Genomic DNA, 20,677 nt, shown 5'->3' on the forward strand with positions numbered 1-20,677 from the left:
CTAGGACAGGACGCCGGCGCCGGGAGGGCAGCACCGATTGGGCTCGAACCTAGCCCCGCTGCGGGTGGAGGTCAATTCCTGCCTTGCGCAGATGCGTCTCTTTTACGGCCGTGGTTGGCCGCCGATGCCGGCATTGCTCGGTAGAGTCTTGTATATGGGAACGGCAGATAAGACGGCGCTGAACAACGGCGTCCTGATGGACCAGCTGGGCTTCGGACTGTACAAAGTTCCGCCGCAGGACGCCGCCGGACTGTGCTACCAGGCATTGGAATCCGGCTACCGGCATTTCGACACTGCCGCTCTGTACGCCAACGAGGCCGGCGTGGGTGAGGCGATCCGCCGGTTCACCGCCGAGGAACCGGAATTCAGTCGCGACGACATTTTCGTCACCAGCAAGGTATGGAATGACAGCCACGGCTACGACGCGGCGCTGCGCGCCTTTGACGCATCGCTGGCCATGCTAGGGCTCGACTACCTCGACCTGTACCTGATCCATTGGCCGCAGCCGGAACGGGCACTGTACGTGGACACCTACCGCGCCCTGGAACGCCTCTACCATGAGGGACGCGTCCGGGCCATCGGCGTTTCCAACTTCCAGCCGGCCCATCTTGAGGAATTGTTGAAAAACTGCGACGTGGTACCTGCGGTCAACCAGATCGAGCTCCATCCGTGGCTCCAGCAAGAGCAGTTGCGGGAGCTGCACGCCGCCCACGGAATCCGGACGGTCGCCTGGAGCCCCCTGGGGCGGGGAAAAGTGCTGTCCGACCCCGTGGTCGCGGAATTGGCTCAGGAGCTGGGCAGGACTCCGGCCCAGATAGTGCTGCGCTGGCATTTGCAGCTCGGCAACGTGGCCATCCCGAAGGCGAGCTCACTGCAGCGAATTCAGGAGAACTTCAAGGTGTGGGACTTCGCCCTCGATCCCGCAGCCATGCAGCGGCTCGGCGGGCTCGAGCGGAACGGCCGGATCGGTTCCCACCCGGACGAGGTGAACTAGCGCGTGCCCGCCACCAAAGACCGTGCCGTCCGCCGTGCCCTCAATCTGGACTCGGGGGAAGTAGCCTACTGGGAGTACCCGGCCCAGACCCCGAAAGGTAAATCGGACATTCTGGTCGTTCATGGCTTCCGTGGCGACCACCATGGCCTGGAACTGGTCGCCCAGTCGCTCCCCGGGCACCGGATTGTCTCCCCCGATCTGCCCGGCTTCGGCGCCTCCGCACCGTTCTCGGGGCGCCGGCACAGCGTGGAAAGCTACGCGGAGTTCGTGGCGGACTTCGCAGCCGCTCTGGCACTGGGGCCGGACACCGTCATCATCGGCCATTCGTTCGGCTCGATTATCGTCAGCCATCAGCTGGCGGCACACCCGGGTTCGTTCCGGGCAGCCGTGCTGATTAATCCGATCAGCGAACCCGCTCTCAAGGGGCCGAAGGCGGTGGCCTCACGGCTCGCGGAATTCTACTATTACCTCGCGGCAAAGCTGCCCGAAAAGCCAGGAATGCGTCTGCTTCAGCACCCGCTGATTGTCCGGGTCATGAGCATCATGATGGCCAAGACCAAGGACCGGCAGCTGCGCCGGTACATTCACGGACAGCACGACACGTACTTCAGCGCCTTCGCCAACCGGGACGTTGTCCTCGAAGCGTTCCGGGCCTCCATTTCCCACGACGTTCTTGAGGTAGCGCCGCGGCTGGAACTGCCGGTGCTCCTGATCGCCGGCCGGAAGGACGATCTGGGCTCGGTGGACAGCCAGCAGCAGCTGGCGGCACAGCTGCCGGACAGCCATTTGGAAATGATCGACGGCGTGGGCCACCTCATCCACTACGAGGCGCCGGATATTGCGGCCGCCATGATCACCGAGTTCCTCGAGGGGCTGGAGCGGTGAAGCTTGTCGTCGACGCCCGTTATACGCGCACCGACCAGCTGGATGGCATCAGCCGCTACGGCTCCAATCTGATCTCGGCTGCCTCAAAACTGACCGAAGTGCTGATGCTCATCAACGACGAACGGCAGTTGCAGTTCCTGCCCGACAACGTCCCGTGGGTCAAGATCAACAGTCCCCTCTCCCCTGCCGAGCTCCTCGTGGCGCGCCGGATCAACAAACTGGGCGCCGACGTCGTTTTTTGTCCCATGCAGACCATGGGCAGCTTCGGCAGGCGCTACGGCCTGATACTGACCATCCACGATCTGATCTATTACCGCCACCCCAAGCCGCCGGGATTTTTGCCGCTGCCGGTCAGGCTGCTGTGGCGGGTCTACCACAAGGCGTACTGGCCGCAGCGCCTGCTGCTCAACCGGGCCGACACCGTTGCGACCATCAGCCGGACCACCCGGTCGCTGCTGCAGCAAACCAGGCTCACCCGGCGCGAGGTCCGGATCGTTTCCAACGCCGCCCAACCGCTGGGACCACCGCGGGATCCGTCGGCGGCCGTGGGCAAGGACTTGCTCTACATGGGGTCCTACATGCCCTACAAGAATGTGGAGACGCTGGTCGATGCGATGGCGCTGCTGCCCGGCTACCGGCTGCATCTGCTCAGCCCCATCCAAGCGCCGAGGCGCGAAGAGCTGGCGGACCGCGCGGCGGATGCCGCACAGCTGGTCTTCCACAACGGGATTTCCGACGGCGACTACCTGCACCTCCTGCACGAAGCCTCCGCGCTGGTCACGCTGTCCAGGGACGAAGGCTACGGGTTGCCGCTCATCGAGGCCATGGCCGCCGGAACACCCGTGATCGCCAGCGACATTCCCATTTTCCGGGAGGTCGCCGAAAATGTGGCGCTGCATGTGGATCCGGACGATCCTGAAGCCTTCGCCGCCGCGGTCCGCGAACTGGAGGATCCGGAACGGCGGCGTCGTGCATCGGCCGAGGGAGTGCTCCGCGCCGCAGAGTATGACTGGGACAGCTCGGCAGCGCAGCTGGTAGCGGCTGCCGAAGAGGTTCTGGCCAGGCGCCGGGCGGGCTAGAGCAGATCCAGGCCGTCACAGCGGACCTGGACTGGTTCCGCCAACCGCTTGGCGGAGACGGCCGCCTTTCTGGCCCGAAGGGCTCCGGTCACGGTATTCCCCTGCTGGTAGCTGAAGAACAACAGCAGGCGGTGGTGTCCGGCCGCGGCCGCATAATTCTCCAGTTCTGTGGGGCCCACCGTACGGACATCGCCGGGGAGGTCCAGTCCGGACATAAACGTCTCAATTCCGGCTGTCGAACCTGTAATGGCGGCGATCCTGAGCGCGGGAGGCAGCTGCAGTTCACGCCGCAACGCGAGCTCCCGTGAAGCGGCCCCGGCTGGATCCCAACGCACCAGTTGCCCGACCACCGAGTCATTGTCGGCCGTGATCACCACTGTCCCGCCCTCGGCTGCTGGACGGACCAGCGACGCGGCCGTGAACCAGCGGCGCAGCGCATCTTCGGGAGCGCGCAGGGACTCACGGCTCAGCAGCGAGTTGCCATCCAGCAGCAGGGCCGCGGCATATCCGCCGGCCACCGCGGGCTCCGCCCCGGGCGTCGCGACCACCACCGCTTTGCCGGCCTTGACTGTGGCCTTTACATGATCACCCGCTGAAGAGATGACAGTTGCCCCGGGAAAGGCCCGGCCGAGCTCCTCTGCCGTTCGCGAGGCCCCGATGACCAATGCCCGCAGTCTGCCCGAACCGCAAACACCGCAGCGCCAGTGAGCGGCCAGCCGGCCACACCACCGGCAGGTCAGAGCTGTTCCGTGACCGGGTTGCCCGAGCGGTCCCTGGCATTCGGTGCAGCGGGCCGGTGTGCGGCAGTCCTGGCAGGCCATGGCCGGTGAGAAGCCTGTGCGTGCGACCTGTACCAGGACAGGCCCGTGTTCGAGTCCCTCCCTGGCTGCCCGCCATGCCGCTTGCGGAAGCCTCGCATGGCGGAGCAGAGGATCGCGTTCCTGCTGGAACGTATCGGCGGTGTTGACTACCCGGGGCGTGAGTGTACGCAACACCGGCCGGTCAGCCTGCAGGGGCTGGGCCCAGCCGGTTTCAACAAGCCGCTGGCTCTCCGTACTGCGGGCGATCCCTGCCAGCAAGGCGGCGCAGCCGGTTTGCTCCGCGCGCAGCAGCAGGACCTCACGCGTGTGCTGGTAGGGGGCACGCTGTTCGACATACAGATCATCGCCGTCGTCCCAGATCGCAACCAGGCCCAGCTCACGGACCGGCGCGTAGGCCGCGGACCGGGTGCCGATCGCGACCTTGACGGTACCGTGCAGCAGATTCAGGTAGTTTCGGTAGCGCGGGGTCGGACCGTCCTCGGCGCTCAGCCGCACGAACGCCTCGGCACCGATCGTCGCCTCGAGCGCCTCGCCCAGCAGGTCAAGATCCTTGGCATCAGGGACAACCACCAGGGCACCTCGTCCGCTGGTCAGCGTCGCCGCTACGGCCGCTGCCAACTGGCGTGTCCAGGATGCAGGCCCGTAGGACTTATGGCTCGAAAGTACCGCCCGTGGCGACTCTCCGGCGGCCAGATGTGCCAGAAACGCAGCAGCGCTGCGGTAGCCGGCAAAGCAAACCGCCGGGTCCGCAGCATACGCTGGCGCGTTGTCTGCGCCGGCTTCCGGGTCCGGCTCTTCAGCCCGCCCCGGCCCTTTCCCTGCCGGCGCCCCGGGCATGAGCCGGCCCGCTGCCGCGAACTCCTTGTCCACCTTGGCCACCCGCGGAGGGATCGCAGCCCGGATCACGTCGCTGAGCGTGCCGGCGTACCGCCTGGCCAACGCGCCCGCCAGCTCGAGCAGCTCCGGGGTCAGGACCGGCTGGGCGGACACTACCTTCGCCAGCGGGCTGAGCCGGACCCCCTCCGCGGCTTCTGACTTGCGTCCGATGATGTAGCCGCTGATCTCCTGCCCGCCGAAACGCGCTTTGATGCGTGCCCCAGGGACCGCGTCCGCTGCGGCTTCCTGCGGAACCAGATAGTCGAAAACGCGGTCCAGATGCGGCACCGCGGACTCGATCAAAACTTCGGCCACCGGGTTCTCGCCGGCTGGCACGGTGGCGCCGCGCGGTTTGGCAGGCGAGGCGAATCCCTGCAGCAGAGACAGCTGGACGGCCTCGTCCCGTGGGGCTGATCCGTCTGTCACGCTGGTCTCAGGCGCTAAAATAGCTGCGCAGTGCCTCAGCCCTGTCCGTGCGTTCCCAGGTGAAGTCTTCCTGCTCGCGGCCGAAATGCCCGTGCGCCGCGGTCTGCAGGTAGATGGGACGCTTGAGCTGCAGGTCGTTGATGATGCCCAGCGGCCGCAGGTCGAAGACTTCCTGGACGGCGTCTGCGATGCGCAGCGGATCCACTGTCTCGGTGCCGAACGTCTCCACATAAATACCGACCGGCCGTGCCATTCCGATGGCGTAGGCAATCTGGATTTCGGCCCGGCGGGCCAAACCGGCAGCCACAACGTTCTTGGCCACCCAACGCATGGCGTAGGCTGCCGAGCGGTCGACCTTGGACGGATCCTTGCCGCTGAACGCGCCGCCGCCGTGGCGGGCCATTCCGCCGTAGGTATCCACAATGATCTTGCGACCGGTCAGCCCGGCGTCCCCCACCGGGCCGCCGATGACGAACTCTCCGCCCGGGTTCAGAATATGGCGGACGTCGGAAACGTCCAGGTTCGAGTTGGCCAGCACCGGTTCAATGACGTACTTGGACAGGTCCGCCCGCAGGTGGTCGAGATCCACGCCGGCTTCGTGCTGGCTTGAGATGACCACGGTATCAACGGAAACCGGCTTGTCGCCGTCGTACCCTACGGTGACCTGGGTCTTGCCGTCAGGGCGCAGGTACGGCAGCGTGGCGTCCTTGCGGACTTCCGTCAGTTTCTCGGAAAGCCGGTGCGCCAGCCAGATCGGTGCCGGCATGAACACCTCGGTCTCGTCGCTGGCGTAGCCGAACATGATGCCCTGGTCGCCGGCGCCTTGGGCGTCGTAGTCGTCCTGCTGCGTGCCCTCGCGGCCCTCCAGAGAGTTGAACACACCGGATGCGATGTCCGTCGACTGCTGGCCGATGGACACGGAGACGCCGCAGCGGGCGCCGTCGAAGCCCTTGTCGGAAGAGTTGTAGCCGATGTTCAGGATGGTTTCGCGGACAATCTGCGGAATCTCCACGTAGCCCTGAGTCGTCACTTCGCCGGCCACATGGACCAACCCCGTTGTGGCGAGTGTCTCCACGGCGACGCGCGAGTCCGGATCTTCACGGAGCAGCGCATCGAGAATGGCGTCCGAGATCTGGTCGCAGATCTTGTCCGGATGCCCTTCAGTGACGGACTCGGAGGTAAAAAGCCGCAGGGGGGAAGCAGAAGAAGTCACAGAGATACCTTACTTGGTCTTAAGCCGCAGCTGCCGCGCCTGTCAACAGGCAGCGGGGGCGCAATGGTCAGGAGACGAGCTCCGCGGCCACCCGTTCGATGATGGCCCGGGCCACGGTGTCCTTGCCGCCGGCCGCCACCTGCGGCTCAGCGCCGGAATTATCGAGAATACTGACGGCCGTTCGGTCCTGACCGAATACCAGATCCCGGCCCACCTGGTTCAGCACCAGCAGGTCGCAGCCCTTGCGGGCCAGCTTTTGGCGTGCGTAGCCCAACACATCGCTGCTGCTGTCCCCGGTTTCAGCGGCAAAGCCGACGATCAACGCCGGGCCCGTTCCACTGTCGCGCCGGACCTGCACAATTTCCTGCAGGATGTCCGGGTTGCGCACCAGGGTGATGACTGGATCCGCGGCGTCGTCGCGCTTCTTGATCTTGGTTTCGGCTGCCTCCGCCGGACGGAAGTCAGCCACGGCAGCAGCCATAATAACGACGTCGGCACGCGCCGACGCTTCAAGCGTCGCCGTCCGCAGCTGCAGGGCAGTTTCCACACGCGTGGTCTTGACGCCCTCCGGCGGCGCAACATCCATATGGGCAGCGATAAGTTCCACCTCGGCGCCGGCAGCCGCCGCGGCCCGTGCCAACGCGACGCCTTGCTTTCCCGACGAGCGGTTGCCCAGGAAGCGCACCGGATCCAACGGTTCGCGGGTTCCGCCTGCGGTGATGACCACACGCTTGCCGAGCAGCATGGTGGTGCCTGCGGCTGCCCGGCTTTCGCCGAGCTGCCCAAGGGCGAATTCGAAGATTTCCTCCGGCTCGGGCAACCGGCCGGGCCCGGTGTCCTTACCGGTCAGCCTGCCGACAGCCGGATCCATGACGAGGGCCCCGCGGCCACGAAGCGTGGCAATATTCGTTTGCGTCGCCGGATGCTGCCACATTTCGGTGTGCATGGCCGGAACGAAAACCACCGGCCCCCGGGCCATCAGCAGCGTATTGGTCAGCAGGTCATCGGCCAGGCCCGCGGCGGCACGTGCAAGCACATCCGCTGTGGCAGGAGCCACCACCACCAGGTCAGCGTCCTGGCCGAGCCGCACGTGGTTCACGGTGTCCACCGCGTCAAAAACGGTGGTAGACACCGGCTGGCCGGAGAGTGCTTCCCAGGTGGCGCGTCCGACGAACTTCTCGGCGGCCGCGGTCGGAACCACGGTGACCTGGTGTCCGGCTTCCTTAAACAGTCGGAGCAGGGATGCGGACTTGTAGGCGGCGATACCGCCGCCTACACCTAGAATGATCCGCATTCCTGCTCCGTTACCGTGTTGAGTTGTTGCCTGTTACTACTCTGCAGCCGGTTCGACCGGCTTGGAAACCAGCAGGCCATCGTTGATCTCGCGCAGGGCGATGGACAGCGGCTTCTCGTTCAGCTTGGTGTCCACCAGCGGGCCAACGTACTCGAACAGGCCCTCATGCAGCTGCGAGTAGTAAGCGTTGATCTGGCGGGCGCGCTTGGCACCGTAGATCACCAGGGCATACTTCGAGTCCGTCGTCTCCAGCAGGGAGTCGATCGGCGGATTAATGATGCCTTCGAGGTTAGTCGACACTTATTCTCCAAAAAATTCTGTAGGTATCTGCTTCACTGACGGTCGCGGTCTACCGCGGGTTCGGCACAAGCCCCATCAACGAAACAAGCTCTTCTGCCGCCCGCCGGACATCGTCATTTACGACGGTGTGGTTAAATTCGGATTCGGCAGCAAGTTCCAGTTTAGCGGTTTCCAGCCGTTGCTGCTGTTCCTCCGGCGTTTCTGTGCCACGGCCCACCAGACGGCGGACCATTTCGTCCCAGTTGGGCGGCGCCAAAAAGACGAAATTCGCCTCCGGCATGCTGTCCTTTACCTGGCGGGCGCCCTGCAAATCAATCTCCAGGAGCACCGATTTCCCTTCCGCCATCGCCTGCTCAACGGTGTGCCGGATGGTTCCGTAGCGGTTGCGACCGTGGACCACGGCCCATTCAAGCATGGCGCCTTCGGCCACCAGCCGGTCAAACTCCTCGGCGGCGACGAAGTAATAGTGGACCCCGTCTACCTCGCCGGGGCGCGGTGCACGCGTGGTCGCGGATACGGACAGCCAGACCTGCGGGTAGTGATCGCGGATGTAGGTCGAGACGGTTCCTTTGCCGACGGCGGTGGGGCCGGCCAGGACGGTGAGGCGGGGTTTATCAGACATGCTTTCCATCTGTTGCAGGATCTATTGTGATTCCAGAAGTTCGATCAGGGCCTTGCGCTGGTGCACGCCCAGACCCCGGACCCGCCGGGTTGGGGCGATTCCAATGCTTTCCATTATGGCCGCTGCCCGGACCTTGCCGATGCCAGGCAGCGCCTCGAGCAATTCGACAACCCGAAGCCTGCCGATCGATTCAACGTTCTTCGCCGTATCAATGACCTCTGCCACACTGACCCGGCCGTCTTTGAGCCTGGCTTTAATCTCGGCCCGCTCCGCTCTGGCGGCGGTGGCCTTGTTTCGGGCTGCAGTTCGTTCAGTGTCCGACAGCGGTTTCAGGCTCACAGGCTTCTCCACATCGTATCGCTGGCCGCAGCCGCGGCTAGGAAGTAATCAGCTTGCACTGAACCTATCCGCTAGCGCCCGGGAAAATCAATCCTCCCCGGAGCCCGATCCCTGTAGACCTCAGTCCGCAAGCATCTCCAGCGTGCTGTCGACTGCCGAACGCAGGCCCTGCGGGTCCGGTCCGGCCTTGAGGATATCCCGGCTCGAGGTCGCCAGCACATTGCCGTAGGCACGGCCGAAGGTGCGGCGAAGGTCGGCGCCGGTTGCACCCTGCGCGCCGAGACCGGGGGCCAGGACCGGTCCGTTGAGCGCGGCCAGATCCAGGCCCAGCTGTGCAGGCGCGTCCGCAACCGTGGCACCTACGACGAGGCCGACGGACCCCAGCGTGCCGTCCCGGTCCGCGGCCGCGTTGTCCGCCGACGCCGCCTCCACAATCCGGCGGGCAACGGAGTCTGCGCCGCCGGCATGCTGAACGCTGGCGCCTTCGGGATTCGATGTCAGGGCCAGCACGAACACTCCCCGCCCCGTCCCGGCAGCCAGATCAAGGGCCGGCCGCAACGACTCGTAGCCCAGGTAAGGGCTTAGCGTCACGGCATCCGCGGCCAGCGGTGACCCGTCCGCAAGCCAAGCCTGGGCGTACGCGGCCATAGTGGAACCAATATCGCCGCGTTTGGCGTCGGCTATCGTCAGTACCTCGGCCGCTGCCGCGGCGGCGAGAAGCTTTTCAAGGGCCGCAAGGCCGCGCGAGCCGTGGCGCTCGAAGAGCGCCACCTGCGGCTTGAGCGCGGCAACGCCTTCCCCCACCGCCTCCAGAACCGTGAGGGAAAAGCGTTCCAGCCCATCGGCGTCGTCGTTTAAACCCCAGGAGTCCAGCAAGGCCGGATGCGGATCGATGCCCACGCACAGCTGTCCGTGTTTCTGCATGGCGGCCCGCAGCCGCGTCCCGAAGGACGCGGCTGCGCCGGAACCGGCGGCGTCAGGCATCGACGGCGGCCTTCAGCTTCAGGGCGTGCTCCTGCAGGCTGGTGACGTCCCATTCGTACTGGCGCATGGCTTCAATGGCCTGGATCGCCGCGCCGAATTCGGACACGGTGGTGATGACGGGGGTGCCTACGGAGGTTGCGGCGGCGCGGATCTCGTAGCCGTCCCCGCGTGCCTGTCCGCCCGAGGGGGTGTTCAGGATCAGGCCGATGGCACCTTCGGTAATCAGATCCACTATGGTGCCTTCGCCGTCGGGGCCGCGGCCTTCGGCAACCTTGCGTACGGTGGTGGACTGGATGCCGTTGCGCCGCAGCACTTCGGCGGTGCCGCCCGTGGAGAGGATTTCGAAGCCAAGATCAACCAGCAGCTTCACCGGCATGATGATGGAGCGCTTGTCCCGGTTCGCCACGGAAACGAACACCTTGCCTGAGGTCGGCAGGGCGCTGTTGGCGGCGGCCTGGGACTTGGCAAAGGCCGTGTCGAAGTACTTGTCGATACCCATCACTTCGCCGGTGGAACGCATCTCCGGGCCGAGCAGCGAGTCCACAACCGTGCCCTCGGGGGTGCGGAAGCGGTTGAAGGGCAGCACGGCTTCCTTCACGGCCACCGGTGCATCCAGCGGCAGGGTCGATCCGTCCCCCGTCTCCGGCAGCACCTTGTAAGCGGTGCGCAGCTGGTGGATGGTCACGCCGGTGCCGATCAGCGCGGCGGCCTTGGCCATCTGGACGCCGGTGGCCTTGGACACGAACGGCACGGTGCGGGAGGCACGCGGATTGGCTTCGATGACGTACAGCACGTCCGAGGCGAGGGCGAACTGGATATTGATCAGGCCGCGCACGCCGACACCCTGGGCGATCGCGAAGGTAGCCTCGCGCACCCGTTCGATGACGGAGGTGCCGAGCGTGATCGGCGGCAACACGCACGCCGAGTCGCCGGAGTGAATGCCGGCTTCCTCGATGTGTTCCATGATTCCGCCCAGGTACATGTCCTTGCCGTCGTACAGCGCGTCGACGTCGATCTCGATGGCGTCTTCGAGGAAACGGTCCACCAGGACCGGGTGGTCCGGGGTGATTTCCGTGGCGTTGGCGATGTAGCGCGAGAGGTTGGCCTCGTCGTAGACAATCTCCATGCCGCGGCCGCCCAGTACGTAGGACGGGCGGACCAGCACCGGATAGCCGATTTCGTCGGCGATCTTCTTGGCTTCCTCGAAGGAGACAGCGGTCCCGTTCTTCGGAGCTACCAGGCCCGCCGCGTCGAGTACCCGCTGGAAGGCACCGCGGTGCTCGGCCAGGTCGATAGCCTCCGGCGACGTGCCCAGGATCGGGATGCCCGCGTCGGCCAGCGCCTGGGCCAGCTTGAGCGGGGTCTGGCCGCCGAGCTGGACGAAGACGCCCATCACGCCGCCGGTGCGCTCTTCGGCCGCAATGACCTCCAGCACGTCTTCGAGCGTCAGCGGCTCGAAGTAGAGACGGTTGGAGATGTCGTAGTCCGTGGAGACGGTTTCCGGGTTGCAGTTGATCATGACCGTCTCGTAGCCGGCCTTGCGCAGCGCCATGGTCGCATGCACGCAGCTGTAGTCGAACTCGATGCCCTGGCCGATCCGGTTCGGGCCGGAGCCGAGGATGATCACGGACGGCTTGGCGTGCAGCTCGACCTCATCCTCCTCGTCGTAGGAGGAGTAGTGGTATGGCGTGTAGGCCGCAAATTCCGCTGCGCAGGTATCCACGGTCTTGAACACCGGGCGGATGCCCAGCGCGTGCCGCACGCCGCGCACTACGGCCTCGGCGGTGTTGGTCAGCTTGCCGATCTGCTCGTCGGAGAAGCCGTGCCGTTTGGCGAGGCGCAGGATCTCCTCGGTCAGGGCAGGCGCATTGCGGATCTCGGCGGCGATCTCGTTGATCAGCTGCAGCTGGTCCAAGAACCACGGGTCGATGCCGGTAGCTTCGTACAGCTGTTCCACGGTGGCACCGCCCAGCAGGGCGCGCTGGACCTGTGACAGCCGTTCGGTCGTGCCGGTTTTGGCCTTTTCCAGCAGTTCCGGAACCTCGAAGTCATTGACCGGATCGAAGGTCAGCTGCGCGTCCTTCTGCTCCAGTGAGCGCAGGGCCTTCTGCAGCGCCTCGGTGAAGTTCCGGCCCAGGGCCATGGCCTCGCCGACGGACTTCATGGTGGTGGTCAGCGTCGGATCGGCCGCCGGGAACTTCTCGAAGGCAAAGCGCGGGACCTTGACCACAACGTAGTCCAGCGTCGGCTCGAACGAAGCCGGCGTCTTCTGGGTAATGTCGTTGGGGATTTCGTCGAGCGTGTAACCCAGGGAGAGCTTGGTGGCGATTTTGGCGATGGCGAAGCCGGTTGCCTTCGAAGCCAGCGCGGAGGAACGCGAAACGCGCGGGTTCATCTCAATAACGACGACGCGGCCGGTATCCGGCTCGATCGCGAACTGGATGTTGCAGCCGCCGGTATCGACGCCGACCTCGCGGATTACGGCAATGGAGATATCGCGCAGGCGCTGGTATTCGCGGTCCGTCAGGGTCAGTGCGGGGGCCACGGTGATGGAGTCCCCTGTGTGCACGCCGACCGGATCGAAGTTCTCGATGGAGCAGACGACAACCACGTTGTCGTTCTTGTCCCGCATCATCTCGAGCTCGTATTCCTTCCAGCCCAGGATGCTCTCTTCAAGCAGGACCTCGCTGGTGGGGCTGTACTGGATGCCGGCACCGGCAATGCGGCGCAGGTCCTCCGCGTTGTACGCCATTCCGGAACCGAGACCGCCCATGGTGAAGGACGGCCGGACCACCATCGGGTAGCCCAGCTCCTCGGCAGCCTTGAATGCCTCGTCCATGGAGTGCACGATGATGGATTTGGCGGACTCGGCGCCGCAGCGTTCCACAACGCCCTTGAACTTCTCGCGGTCCTCGCCGAGTTCAATGGCTTCGATGTTGGCGCCGATAAGTTCAACGTTGTACTTGTCCAGGACGCCGTTCTTGTCGAGCGCGATGGCGGTGTTCAGCGCGGTCTGGCCGCCCAGGGTCGGCAGCACGGCATCCGGGCGCTCCTTGGCGATGATCTTCTCGACGACCTCGGGAGTGATCGGCTCGACGTAGGTGGCGTCGGCGAACTCGGGGTCCGTCATGATCGTGGCCGGGTTGGAGTTCACCAGGATGACCCGGAGGCCTTCCTCCTTGAGTACCCGCAGGGCCTGCGTGCCGGAGTAGTCGAATTCGGCGGCCTGTCCGATGACGATGGGGCCGGAGCCGATGACCAGGACGCTTTTGAGGTCTGTTCTCTTGGGCATTAGTTTTCTTCCTTGGCGTCGCTGGCGACAGTCGTATCGGTGTCTGCAATGAGTGCTTTGGAGACGTCCGCAGCATCCGTGGTGCCGGGACCCTTCTTTTCGGCCGCCATCAGGTCAATGAAGCGGTCGAAGAGGTAGGCCGAGTCGTGCGGACCGGCTGCGGCTTCGGGGTGGTACTGGACCGAGAAGGCAGGGATGTCCAGGCAGGCCAGGCCCTCGACGACGTCGTCATTGAGACTGACGTGGCTGACCTCGACCCGGCCGAAGCGCTCTTCCGGTGCGCGGGTGGCACCGTCGGTGGGAGCGTCGACGGCGAACCCGTGGTTCTGGGAGGTGATCTCCACTTTTCCGGTGCGGCGGTCCATGACCGGCTGGTTGATGCCGCGGTGGCCATAGCGCAGTTTGTACGTGCCGAAGCCCAGTGCCCGGCCCAGAATCTGGTTGCCGAAGCAGATCCCGAAGAACGGCATCCGGGCGTCCAGGACATCCCGCAGCATGCCCACCTGGGTGTCAGCGGTAGCAGGGTCGCCGGGGCCGTTGGACATGAAAACGCCGTCGGGATTCACTGCCTGGATGTCTGCCAAAGTTGCGGTGGCGGGCAGCACATGGACGCGGACGCCGCGTTCGGCGAAACGCTGCGGAGTCATGGATTTGATGCCCAGGTCCAGCGCGGCAATGCTGAAGCGCGGTTCGCCCTCCCAGCCGTGATCTGCCGGCTCGACCACGTAGGCAGCATCGATGCTGACCTCCTCGGCCAGCCGGGCACCTTCCATCGGAGCCTGCCCGTTGACCTCGGCCAGCAGTTCCGGCATGGGCCGGGCGGCTTCCTGGCCGGAGAAGATTCCGGCCTTCATGGCGCCGCGTTCGCGCAAGTGCCGCGTGATGGCCCGCGTGTCGACGCCTTGGATGCCAATAATGCCCTGTTCGATCAGTTCCTCGTCCAGGCTGCGCTCGGAGCGCCAGTTGGACGGCCTGCGGGCGGCGTCGCGGACTATGTAGCCGGCAACCCAGATCTTGCGGGACTCCGCGTCCTCGCGGTTGACGCCGGTGTTCCCGATGTGCGGAGCGGTCTGCACCACCAGCTGGCGGGCGTAGGACGGGTCCGTAATGGTTTCCTGGTAACCGGTCATGCCGGTGGCGAAAACAGCCTCGCCCAACGCTGTGCCTTGGGCACCGTAGCTGCGTCCGCGGAATGTGCGGCCGTCTTCAAGAATCAGCAGCGCTGCATTCGAGGAAGTTGTTTGATGATCTGTCACTGTAGTTCCTAGTCTTCGTCAGGTGCAGCAGTAGGTAGGTAAGAGTTCAGGTGGGCGAGGAGCGGCTTTTTCTCCTCGGCGTGGCGGTTGCGGAACGCGGTGTCCACGTCCTTACCGCCCAGGTTCCAGGTGATCACGGCCAGTCCGTCTTTCTCCACGAACTTCCCAATCATCCCGCTTTCGGACCGTACGGCCCTGATGCTTCCGGCTGGTATGTAGATGTCTGTGGCACCGCGTCGTTCGAACAGCAGTCCGTGGCCGTAGAGGCGCAGGAGGGCGCCGGAGCGGATCCCCAGGCCGTGGACCGCGAGGCGGTCCAGCCAGTCCCCCGCCGTCGTCGTCACGACGTACTGCCCGTCATACGCCGCGGAAGGATTATCGACGTCGTCCGGAATTTCCGGCAGCGGGGCGATGTCCTGCTGCCGCTTGAGCTTGCTGCGCCAGCCAACAAAAACCAGCGCCAGCAGGACGATGATCAGGCTCAGGGTAAGGAGCCCGGGACCAAGGTATTCCACTGAAGCTACTCCCCTTCTGCGGTCCGCGGGGTGTTGAGGCTGCCATCCAGAACAGTGGGGTGGCCCTGGTAGAACGTCGCCACCACGCGGCCCGGCAGCTCCCGGCCGGCGAACGGCGAGTTGCGTCCCATCGTCGCCATCTTGTTCGGCTCAACCGTCCAGTGCGCCGCCGGGTCGATCAGGGTGATGTTGGCGGCGGAACCGGCTTCCAGCGGCTGGCCCTGGTCCTGCAGCCGGCCGATCTGTGCCGGCATCAGGGAGGTAATCCGGGCGAAATCGTCCCAGCCGATCAGGCCCGACTCGATCATCGTGTGCTGGACCACGGACAACGCGGTCTCAAGACCGGTCATGCCCATCGCGGCCTGCGCCCACTCGCATTCCTTGGCCTCGCTGGGGTGCGGGGCGTGGTCGGTGCCGATGATGTCGATGGTGCCGTCGGCGAGTCCCGCCCGCAAGGCCTGCACGTCTTCGTCAGTGCGCAGCGGCGGGTTCACCTTGTAGACCGGGTCGTAGCTGCGGACCAGTTCGTCCGTGAGCCACAGGTGGTGCGGGGTGACCTCGGCCGTGACCTTGATGCCGCGCTGCTTCGCCCAGCGGATGATTTCCACGGAACCGGCGGTGGAGACATGGCAGACATGCAGCCGGGAGTCCACGTGCTGGGCCAGGAGCACGTCTCGGGCAATGATGCTCTCCTCGGCGACAGCGGGCCAGCCGGTCATGCCGAGCACGGCAGAGACATCGCCTTCGTTCATCTGGGCCCCGTCCGTCAGCCGGGGCTCCTGGGCATGCTGGGCGATAACGCCGTCGAACGCCTTGACGTATTCCAGCGCCCGGCGCATCAGAACCGGGTCGTGGACGCAGATGCCGTCATCGGAGAAGACCCGGACGCGGGCGCGGGAATCGGCCATCGCGCCGAGTTCGGCCAGCCGTTCGCCGGCCAGTCCGATGGTCACGGCCCCGACCGGACGGACGTCGGTCCAGCCGGCCTTGCGGCCCAGGGTGTACACCTGCTCGACGACGCCGGCAGTGTCTGCCACGGGCGAGCTGTTCGCCATCGCGTGGACGGCGGTGAAGCCACCGAGGGCGGCGGCCCGGCTGCCTGTCTCCACGGTCTCCGCGTCCTCCCGTCCGGGTTCGCGCAGGTGGGTGTGCAGGTCCACCATGCCCGGCACGGCCACGAGGCCCTCGGCCTCGATCACGGTGGCACCGGCGGCGCTGAGCCCGGTGCCGGTTTCGGCAATGACCCCGTTGCGGATCAGCAGGTCGGCAGCGGCGCCGCCGCCGATTGCGGCCCCCTTGACCAGATAGGCCGTAGCTTCATGGGGTGCTGTAGCGGTCATCGCTGGGCCTCCTGGATAGTTGCGGGTGCGGTATGGGTCTCGCCGGAAAGGAGCAGATAGAGGGCGGCCATGCGTACGGAGACGCCGTTGCGCACCTGCTGCAGGACAGTGGAGCGGGGCGAGTCCGCTGCGGCTGCGGATATTTCCAGTCCACGGTTCATGGGACCCGGATGCATGATGATCGTGCCCTTGAGTCCGTGGGAATCCAGCGCTTTGAGCCGGCTGTCGTCGAAGCCCCAGCGTCGCGAATATTCCCGGGTGGACGGGAAGAACGCGGCGTTCATGCGTTCGCCCTGAAGGCGCAGCATCATGACGGCGTCCGGGCCGGTTGCCAGGGTCTCGTCCAGGTCGTAGCTGACGGTGCAGGGCCACTTCGCGACGCCTACCGGAAGCAGCGTGGGCGGAGCGACCATCGTGACATCGGCACCCAGGGTGCGCAGCAGCCAGAGGTTGGACCGCGCCACCCGGGAGTGGAGCACATCCCCGACGATGGCCACCTTCATGCCGGACAAATCCGTGCCGAGGGAGGCCGTACCGTTGATGCGCGCCCAGTTGCGGCGCATGGTGAAGGCGTCCAGCAGCGCCTGGGTGGGATGTTCGTGCGTGCCGTCGCCGGCGTTGACCACGGCTGCGTCGATCCAGCCCGAAGCCGCCAGCCTGGCCGGCGCGCCGGAGGCCCAATGCCGGATAACGACGGCGTCGGCCCCCATCGCTTCGAGCGTCTGCGCGGTGTCCTTAAGCGACTCACCCTTGGACACGGAGGAGCCCTTGGCGGCGAAGTTGATCACGTCCGCCGACAGCCGTTTGGCGGCCGCCTCGAAGGAGATGCGCGTACGCGTCGAGTCTTCAAAGAAAAGATTGACCACGGTACGGCCGCGCAGGACGGGAAGTTTCTTGACCTCGCGGTCGGACACGGCCGCCATTTCTTCGGCGGTATCCAGAATCCGTACGGCGTCGTCCTTGCAGAGGTCTTCGGTGGAGAGCAAATGCCTCATGCGGTGCGGTCCTCGATCACTACTTCGTTGACCGGCCGACCGTCCACGGTATCCGTCTCGGCCAGATGGACCCGCACCTTTTCGGCCGAAGACGTCGGCAGATTTTTACCCACATGGTCCGCGCGGATAGGCAGTTCGCGGTGGCCGCGGTCCACCAGGACAGCGAGGCGGACGATGCGGGGGCGGCCCAGGTCTACGAGGGCGTCGAGGGCGGCACGGATGGTCCGGCCCGAGTAGAGCACGTCGTCGACGAGCACCACGACTTTGTCGTCGATACCGGTAGCGGGAAGCTGGGTGGGCAGCGGAGCCCTGGTCGGCTGGCGCTTGAGATCGTCACGGAACATGGTGACGTCCAGCTGACCGGTAATGTCTTCGGCCTTCACACCGGGATCGGTGGCCGCAATTTTGGCGGCGAGGCGGCTGGCCAGCGGATAGCCGCGGCGCGGAATGCCCAGCAAAACAAGATCCTTGGATCCCTTGTTCGCCTCGAGAATCTCATGGGCTATACGAGTGAGGGCGCGGTCAATGTCCGCTTCGGCAAGAACTACACGGGCTGGTTGCGGCGATGGCGCCGCGGCTGACGTGCTCATATTGTTGCCTCCTCCTTCCCCGCCTCACAGGACGGATTTAAAGGCTGGTTGCGTAGTCAAAACTACCACAGGGCCAGGGGCGGACAGCCCAAAAACGCCGGAAGGTGGCCTCCATCACGGGGGCCACCTTCGAAGCTGGATCAGGGTTGCCGGCAGCTGCCGCCGATCACGCCAGCAGGGTCGGCTTCAGTTGCTGCAGCCGGCCGAGCAGACCGTTGACGAACGACGGCGATTCATCCGTTGAGAGCGTCTTCGCCAGTTCGACTGCTTCGCTGACCGCCACCCCATCGGGAATATCGTCGTTGTACAGCAGCTCCCAGGAGCCCACCCGCAGGATGATGCGGTCCACGCTGGGCATCCGCTCCAGCGGCCAGCCTTGGGAGTACGTGGTCAGGAACTCGTCGATCTGGGCCTGCATGGCTACCACGCCCTCAACGATGTCCACCGTGTAGGGGTTGATGACCTGATCCGTTTTTTCGCGGCGGTCCCGAAGCGCGTCGAACGCCGAAACGGAACGCTGCTCCGATTCAAACAGAACATCGACGGCGCGGCGCCGGGCTTTGCCGCGTGCGGAAGTGGGTGCACTCACTAGTCGTTAACACGTCCCAGGTAATCGCCGCTGCGGGTATCGACCTTGACCTTGGTACCGGTTTCCAGGAACAGCGGAACCTGGATCTGGAAACCGGTTTCAACTGTCGCCGGCTTGGTGCCGCCGGTGGAGCGGTCGCCCTGCAGGCCCGGCTCGGTGTAGGTGATTTCCATGGTGACCGAGGCCGGCAATTCGATGTACAGCGGCGTACCGTCGTGCATGGCAATGTTGACCTTGATGTTTTCCAGCAGGAAGTTCTCGTCATCGCCGACAACGGCGCCCGGCACGGTGACCTGGTCATAGTCCTGCACGTCCATGAAGACGAAGTCGTCGCCGTCCTTGTACAAGTAGGTGTAGTCGCGGCGGTCAACCGTGGCGGTCTCGATCTTCAGGCCTGCATTGAAGGTCTTGTCCTGGATCTTGCCGCTGACAACATTCTTGATCTTGGTGCGAACGAAGGCGCCGCCCTTGCCCGGCTTGACGTGCTGGAACTCGATGACGTTCCACAGCTGGCCGTCCAGCTTCAGCACGGTGCCGTTCTTAATGTCGTTGGTTGTCGCCACAGTTTCTCTTTCGTCGATTCAACTTGCGTGTGGAAAGTTCATCGGTAATTCTACCTGCTGAGCGCAGACCAACTATTCGGCGATCTCCTGGTAGGCGGCGAAGAGCAGCGAAGTGTCGGGAACATCGAGGATTGCGGGTTTTTCCAGAGCGTCCAGGACGACGAATCGCAGCAGGTCTCCGCGGGCCTTCTTGTCCCGCTTCATTCCGTCCAGCAGCGCCGCCCAGCGGTCACGCCGGTAAGTGACCGGCAGTTCCAGGGACTGGAGGATCCGCTTGTGCCGGTCCGCTGTTTCATCGTCCAGGCGGCCGACCATCCGCGAGAGCTCGGCGGCGAACGCCAGACCAACGGAAACGGCTGCTCCGTGACGCCACTGGTAGCGCTCTGCGAGCTCGATGGCGTGGCCCAGTGTGTGGCCGTAGTTGAGGAACTCCCGGCGGCCGGCTTCCTTGAGGTCGCTGGAGACTATTTCCGCCTTGACGGCGATTGAGCGCTCCACCAGCTCCCGCACCGCAGCAGATTCGGGATCTGCGACGGCCTCCGGCGCCGCTTCGATGAGGTCAAGGATGGCGGCGTCCGCGATGAAACCGCACTTGACCACTTCGGCCATGCCGGTCAGCAACTCGTTCTTGGGCAGAGTCGCCAGCGCGTCCAGATCAGCGAGTACGGCCGCCGGCGGGTGGAACGCGCCAACCAGGTTCTTGCCTTCGGACGTGTTGATGCCGGTTTTTCCGCCGACCGCCGCATCAACCATGCCCAGCAGGCTCGTGGGGATGTGGACCACCTTGACTCCGCGCAGCCAGGTAGCGGCGACGAATCCCCCCACGTCGGTGACTGCGCCGCCGCCAACAGTGACGATGGCGTCGGAGCGGGTGAAATCGTTTTGCCCCAGCACCTGCCAGCAGAAGGAAGCGACCTGGATGTGCTTGCCCTCTTCGGCGTCGGGAATTTCCGCGGTCAACGCGGTGAATCCGGCCGCATCCAGATCCTGGCGCACCGCATCGCCTGTGGCCCGAAGCGCGCGCGGATGGATGACCAGCACGCTGCGCACACGCTCGCCCAGGATGCCGGGCAGCCGATCCAGCAGGCCATTGCCCACAACGACGTCGTAGTTTTCGTTCGGGGAGCTGCCGGTGACCTTAATAACCGTTGGCTCGCTGATCGGGTTCGTCAACTGTTTTGCCTTTCGTTGAGCAGTGTGGAAAGTTCTTCGACCAGCTCTGCTTGTGATTTATTCCGCGTGGTCAGGACCAGGTCTGCCAGCTTCAGATACGTTGGACGGCGGCGTTCGGCCATCTCGGTCCAACGGGCCGCGGCGTCCCCTGCAAGCAGCGGCCGGCCCGTGTCCCGGCGGATCCGCGGAAGCACTGTCTCCAAATCGGCATCCAGAAACACCACACGGCAGTTGGCTAGGAGTTGCTGCGTGCCGGTGTCGAGTATCGCTCCCCCGCCCAGCGAGATCACGCAGGGATCGCCCGCAGCGGTGAGCAGCGCGGCAACTTCACGCGCCTCGATTTCACGGAAGCCGCGTTCACCTTGGGCACTGAAGATCGAGGGAATGCTGCCGTGTTTGGCCACGATTTTCTTGTCGCTGTCGACAAACTGAAGACCATGACGGGCTGCAAACAACTGGCCCACCGTGGATTTGCCTGATGCCATCGGGCCGATCAACACCAGATGGCGGTCTAACGCCATAGCCATGGAG

Annotated in this window: 20 protein-coding genes; 3 read left to right on the forward strand and 17 right to left on the reverse strand. The window is 65.0% G+C overall.

Features of this window, described 5'->3' with window-relative positions; all coding sequences use genetic code 11:
• The first annotated feature begins 154 nt into the window (after nucleotides 1-154).
• From J5251_RS15250 to J5251_RS15260, 3 genes are read left to right on the forward strand one after another with little or no spacing between them, the layout of a single operon-like run.
• Nucleotides 155-994 (forward strand): aldo/keto reductase, encoded by an 840-nt coding sequence (locus J5251_RS15250; RefSeq protein ID WP_139003472.1) that lies wholly within the window; start codon nucleotides 155-157, stop codon nucleotides 992-994.
• A gap of 3 nt (nucleotides 995-997) precedes the next feature.
• Nucleotides 998-1,879, forward strand: coding sequence for an alpha/beta fold hydrolase (locus J5251_RS15255; protein ID WP_139003471.1), 882 nt, complete (start codon nucleotides 998-1,000; stop codon nucleotides 1,877-1,879).
• The gene (locus J5251_RS15260) at nucleotides 1,876-2,958 is read left to right on the forward strand and encodes a glycosyltransferase family 4 protein (RefSeq protein WP_139003470.1); all 1,083 of its coding nucleotides are present in this window, start codon (nucleotides 1,876-1,878) and stop codon (nucleotides 2,956-2,958) included. Before J5251_RS15255 ends, J5251_RS15260 begins: the two co-directional genes overlap by 4 nt.
• Here the strand turns inward: J5251_RS15260 and J5251_RS15265 are convergent.
• The 17 genes from J5251_RS15265 to J5251_RS15345 all read right to left on the reverse strand — a co-directional run bounded on the left by J5251_RS15265 (nucleotide 2,955) and on the right by J5251_RS15345 (nucleotide 20,667).
• Nucleotides 2,955-5,081 carry a primosomal protein N' gene (locus J5251_RS15265; protein ID WP_244250684.1) on the reverse strand — a complete coding sequence of 709 codons (2,127 nt, stop codon included), beginning with the start codon at nucleotides 5,079-5,081 and terminating at the stop codon, nucleotides 2,955-2,957. The genes J5251_RS15260 and J5251_RS15265 overlap by 4 nt on opposite strands.
• A 7-nt stretch (nucleotides 5,082-5,088) precedes the next feature.
• Entirely contained in the window at nucleotides 5,089-6,294 is a 1,206-nt protein-coding gene (metK, locus tag J5251_RS15270; protein ID WP_208574485.1) for a methionine adenosyltransferase, read from the reverse strand.
• A 67-nt stretch (nucleotides 6,295-6,361) separates the two neighbouring features.
• Nucleotides 6,362-7,588, reverse strand: coding sequence for a bifunctional phosphopantothenoylcysteine decarboxylase/phosphopantothenate--cysteine ligase CoaBC (coaBC, locus tag J5251_RS15275; RefSeq protein ID WP_208574486.1), 1,227 nt, complete (start codon nucleotides 7,586-7,588; stop codon nucleotides 6,362-6,364).
• A 36-nt stretch (nucleotides 7,589-7,624) separates the two neighbouring features.
• Nucleotides 7,625-7,888 carry a DNA-directed RNA polymerase subunit omega gene (gene rpoZ / locus J5251_RS15280; protein WP_139003466.1) on the reverse strand — a complete coding sequence of 88 codons (264 nt, stop codon included), beginning with the start codon at nucleotides 7,886-7,888 and terminating at the stop codon, nucleotides 7,625-7,627.
• 49 nt (nucleotides 7,889-7,937) lie between these two features.
• On the reverse strand, nucleotides 7,938-8,510 hold the full coding sequence (gene gmk / locus J5251_RS15285; RefSeq protein WP_208574487.1) for a guanylate kinase: 573 nt from the start codon (nucleotides 8,508-8,510) through the stop codon (nucleotides 7,938-7,940).
• A gap of 21 nt (nucleotides 8,511-8,531) precedes the next feature.
• Nucleotides 8,532-8,849: an integration host factor, actinobacterial type gene (gene mihF / locus J5251_RS15290; protein ID WP_074702268.1), complete on the reverse strand. Its 318-nt coding sequence runs from the start codon at nucleotides 8,847-8,849 to the stop codon at nucleotides 8,532-8,534.
• 120 nt (nucleotides 8,850-8,969) lie between these two features.
• Nucleotides 8,970-9,833, reverse strand: coding sequence for an orotidine-5'-phosphate decarboxylase (gene pyrF, locus J5251_RS15295; RefSeq protein ID WP_208574488.1), 864 nt, complete (start codon nucleotides 9,831-9,833; stop codon nucleotides 8,970-8,972).
• Nucleotides 9,826-13,125 carry a carbamoyl-phosphate synthase large subunit gene (gene carB, locus J5251_RS15300; protein WP_139003463.1) on the reverse strand — a complete coding sequence of 1,100 codons (3,300 nt, stop codon included), beginning with the start codon at nucleotides 13,123-13,125 and terminating at the stop codon, nucleotides 9,826-9,828. The genes pyrF and carB overlap by 8 nt, the downstream gene beginning before the upstream one ends.
• A complete protein-coding gene (gene carA / locus J5251_RS15305) occupies nucleotides 13,125-14,381 on the reverse strand; it encodes a glutamine-hydrolyzing carbamoyl-phosphate synthase small subunit (RefSeq protein ID WP_208574493.1) in 1,257 nt (418 codons plus the stop codon). The genes carB and carA overlap by 1 nt, the downstream gene beginning before the upstream one ends.
• Nucleotides 14,382-14,389: 8 nt before the next feature.
• Nucleotides 14,390-14,896 carry a hypothetical protein gene (locus J5251_RS15310; RefSeq protein ID WP_139003461.1) on the reverse strand — a complete coding sequence of 169 codons (507 nt, stop codon included), beginning with the start codon at nucleotides 14,894-14,896 and terminating at the stop codon, nucleotides 14,390-14,392.
• 5 nt (nucleotides 14,897-14,901) lie between these two features.
• Nucleotides 14,902-16,236 (reverse strand): dihydroorotase, encoded by a 1,335-nt coding sequence (locus J5251_RS15315; protein WP_208574494.1) that lies wholly within the window; start codon nucleotides 16,234-16,236, stop codon nucleotides 14,902-14,904.
• On the reverse strand, nucleotides 16,233-17,231 hold the full coding sequence (locus J5251_RS15320; protein WP_208574495.1) for an aspartate carbamoyltransferase catalytic subunit: 999 nt from the start codon (nucleotides 17,229-17,231) through the stop codon (nucleotides 16,233-16,235). The genes J5251_RS15315 and J5251_RS15320 overlap by 4 nt, the downstream gene beginning before the upstream one ends.
• Entirely contained in the window at nucleotides 17,228-17,821 is a 594-nt protein-coding gene (gene pyrR / locus J5251_RS15325; RefSeq protein WP_139003458.1) for a bifunctional pyr operon transcriptional regulator/uracil phosphoribosyltransferase PyrR, read from the reverse strand. The genes J5251_RS15320 and pyrR overlap by 4 nt, the downstream gene beginning before the upstream one ends.
• Before the next feature lie 166 nt (nucleotides 17,822-17,987).
• A complete protein-coding gene (nusB, locus tag J5251_RS15330; RefSeq protein ID WP_139003457.1) occupies nucleotides 17,988-18,410 on the reverse strand; it encodes a transcription antitermination factor NusB in 423 nt (140 codons plus the stop codon).
• Complete coding sequence (gene efp / locus J5251_RS15335; protein ID WP_139003456.1) at nucleotides 18,410-18,973, reverse strand: elongation factor P; 564 nt, start codon at nucleotides 18,971-18,973, stop codon at nucleotides 18,410-18,412. Before efp ends, nusB begins: the two co-directional genes overlap by 1 nt.
• A gap of 72 nt (nucleotides 18,974-19,045) precedes the next feature.
• The gene (aroB, locus tag J5251_RS15340; RefSeq protein WP_208576190.1) at nucleotides 19,046-20,134 is read right to left on the reverse strand and encodes a 3-dehydroquinate synthase; all 1,089 of its coding nucleotides are present in this window, start codon (nucleotides 20,132-20,134) and stop codon (nucleotides 19,046-19,048) included.
• 8 nt (nucleotides 20,135-20,142) lie between these two features.
• Nucleotides 20,143-20,667 (reverse strand): shikimate kinase, encoded by a 525-nt coding sequence (locus tag J5251_RS15345; RefSeq protein ID WP_236777374.1) that lies wholly within the window; start codon nucleotides 20,665-20,667, stop codon nucleotides 20,143-20,145.
• Nucleotides 20,668-20,677 lie beyond the last annotated feature (10 nt).

Source organism: Arthrobacter crystallopoietes, from assembly GCF_017603825.1.
In the GTDB taxonomy this organism is placed as follows: domain Bacteria; phylum Actinomycetota; class Actinomycetes; order Actinomycetales; family Micrococcaceae; genus Crystallibacter; species Crystallibacter crystallopoietes_B.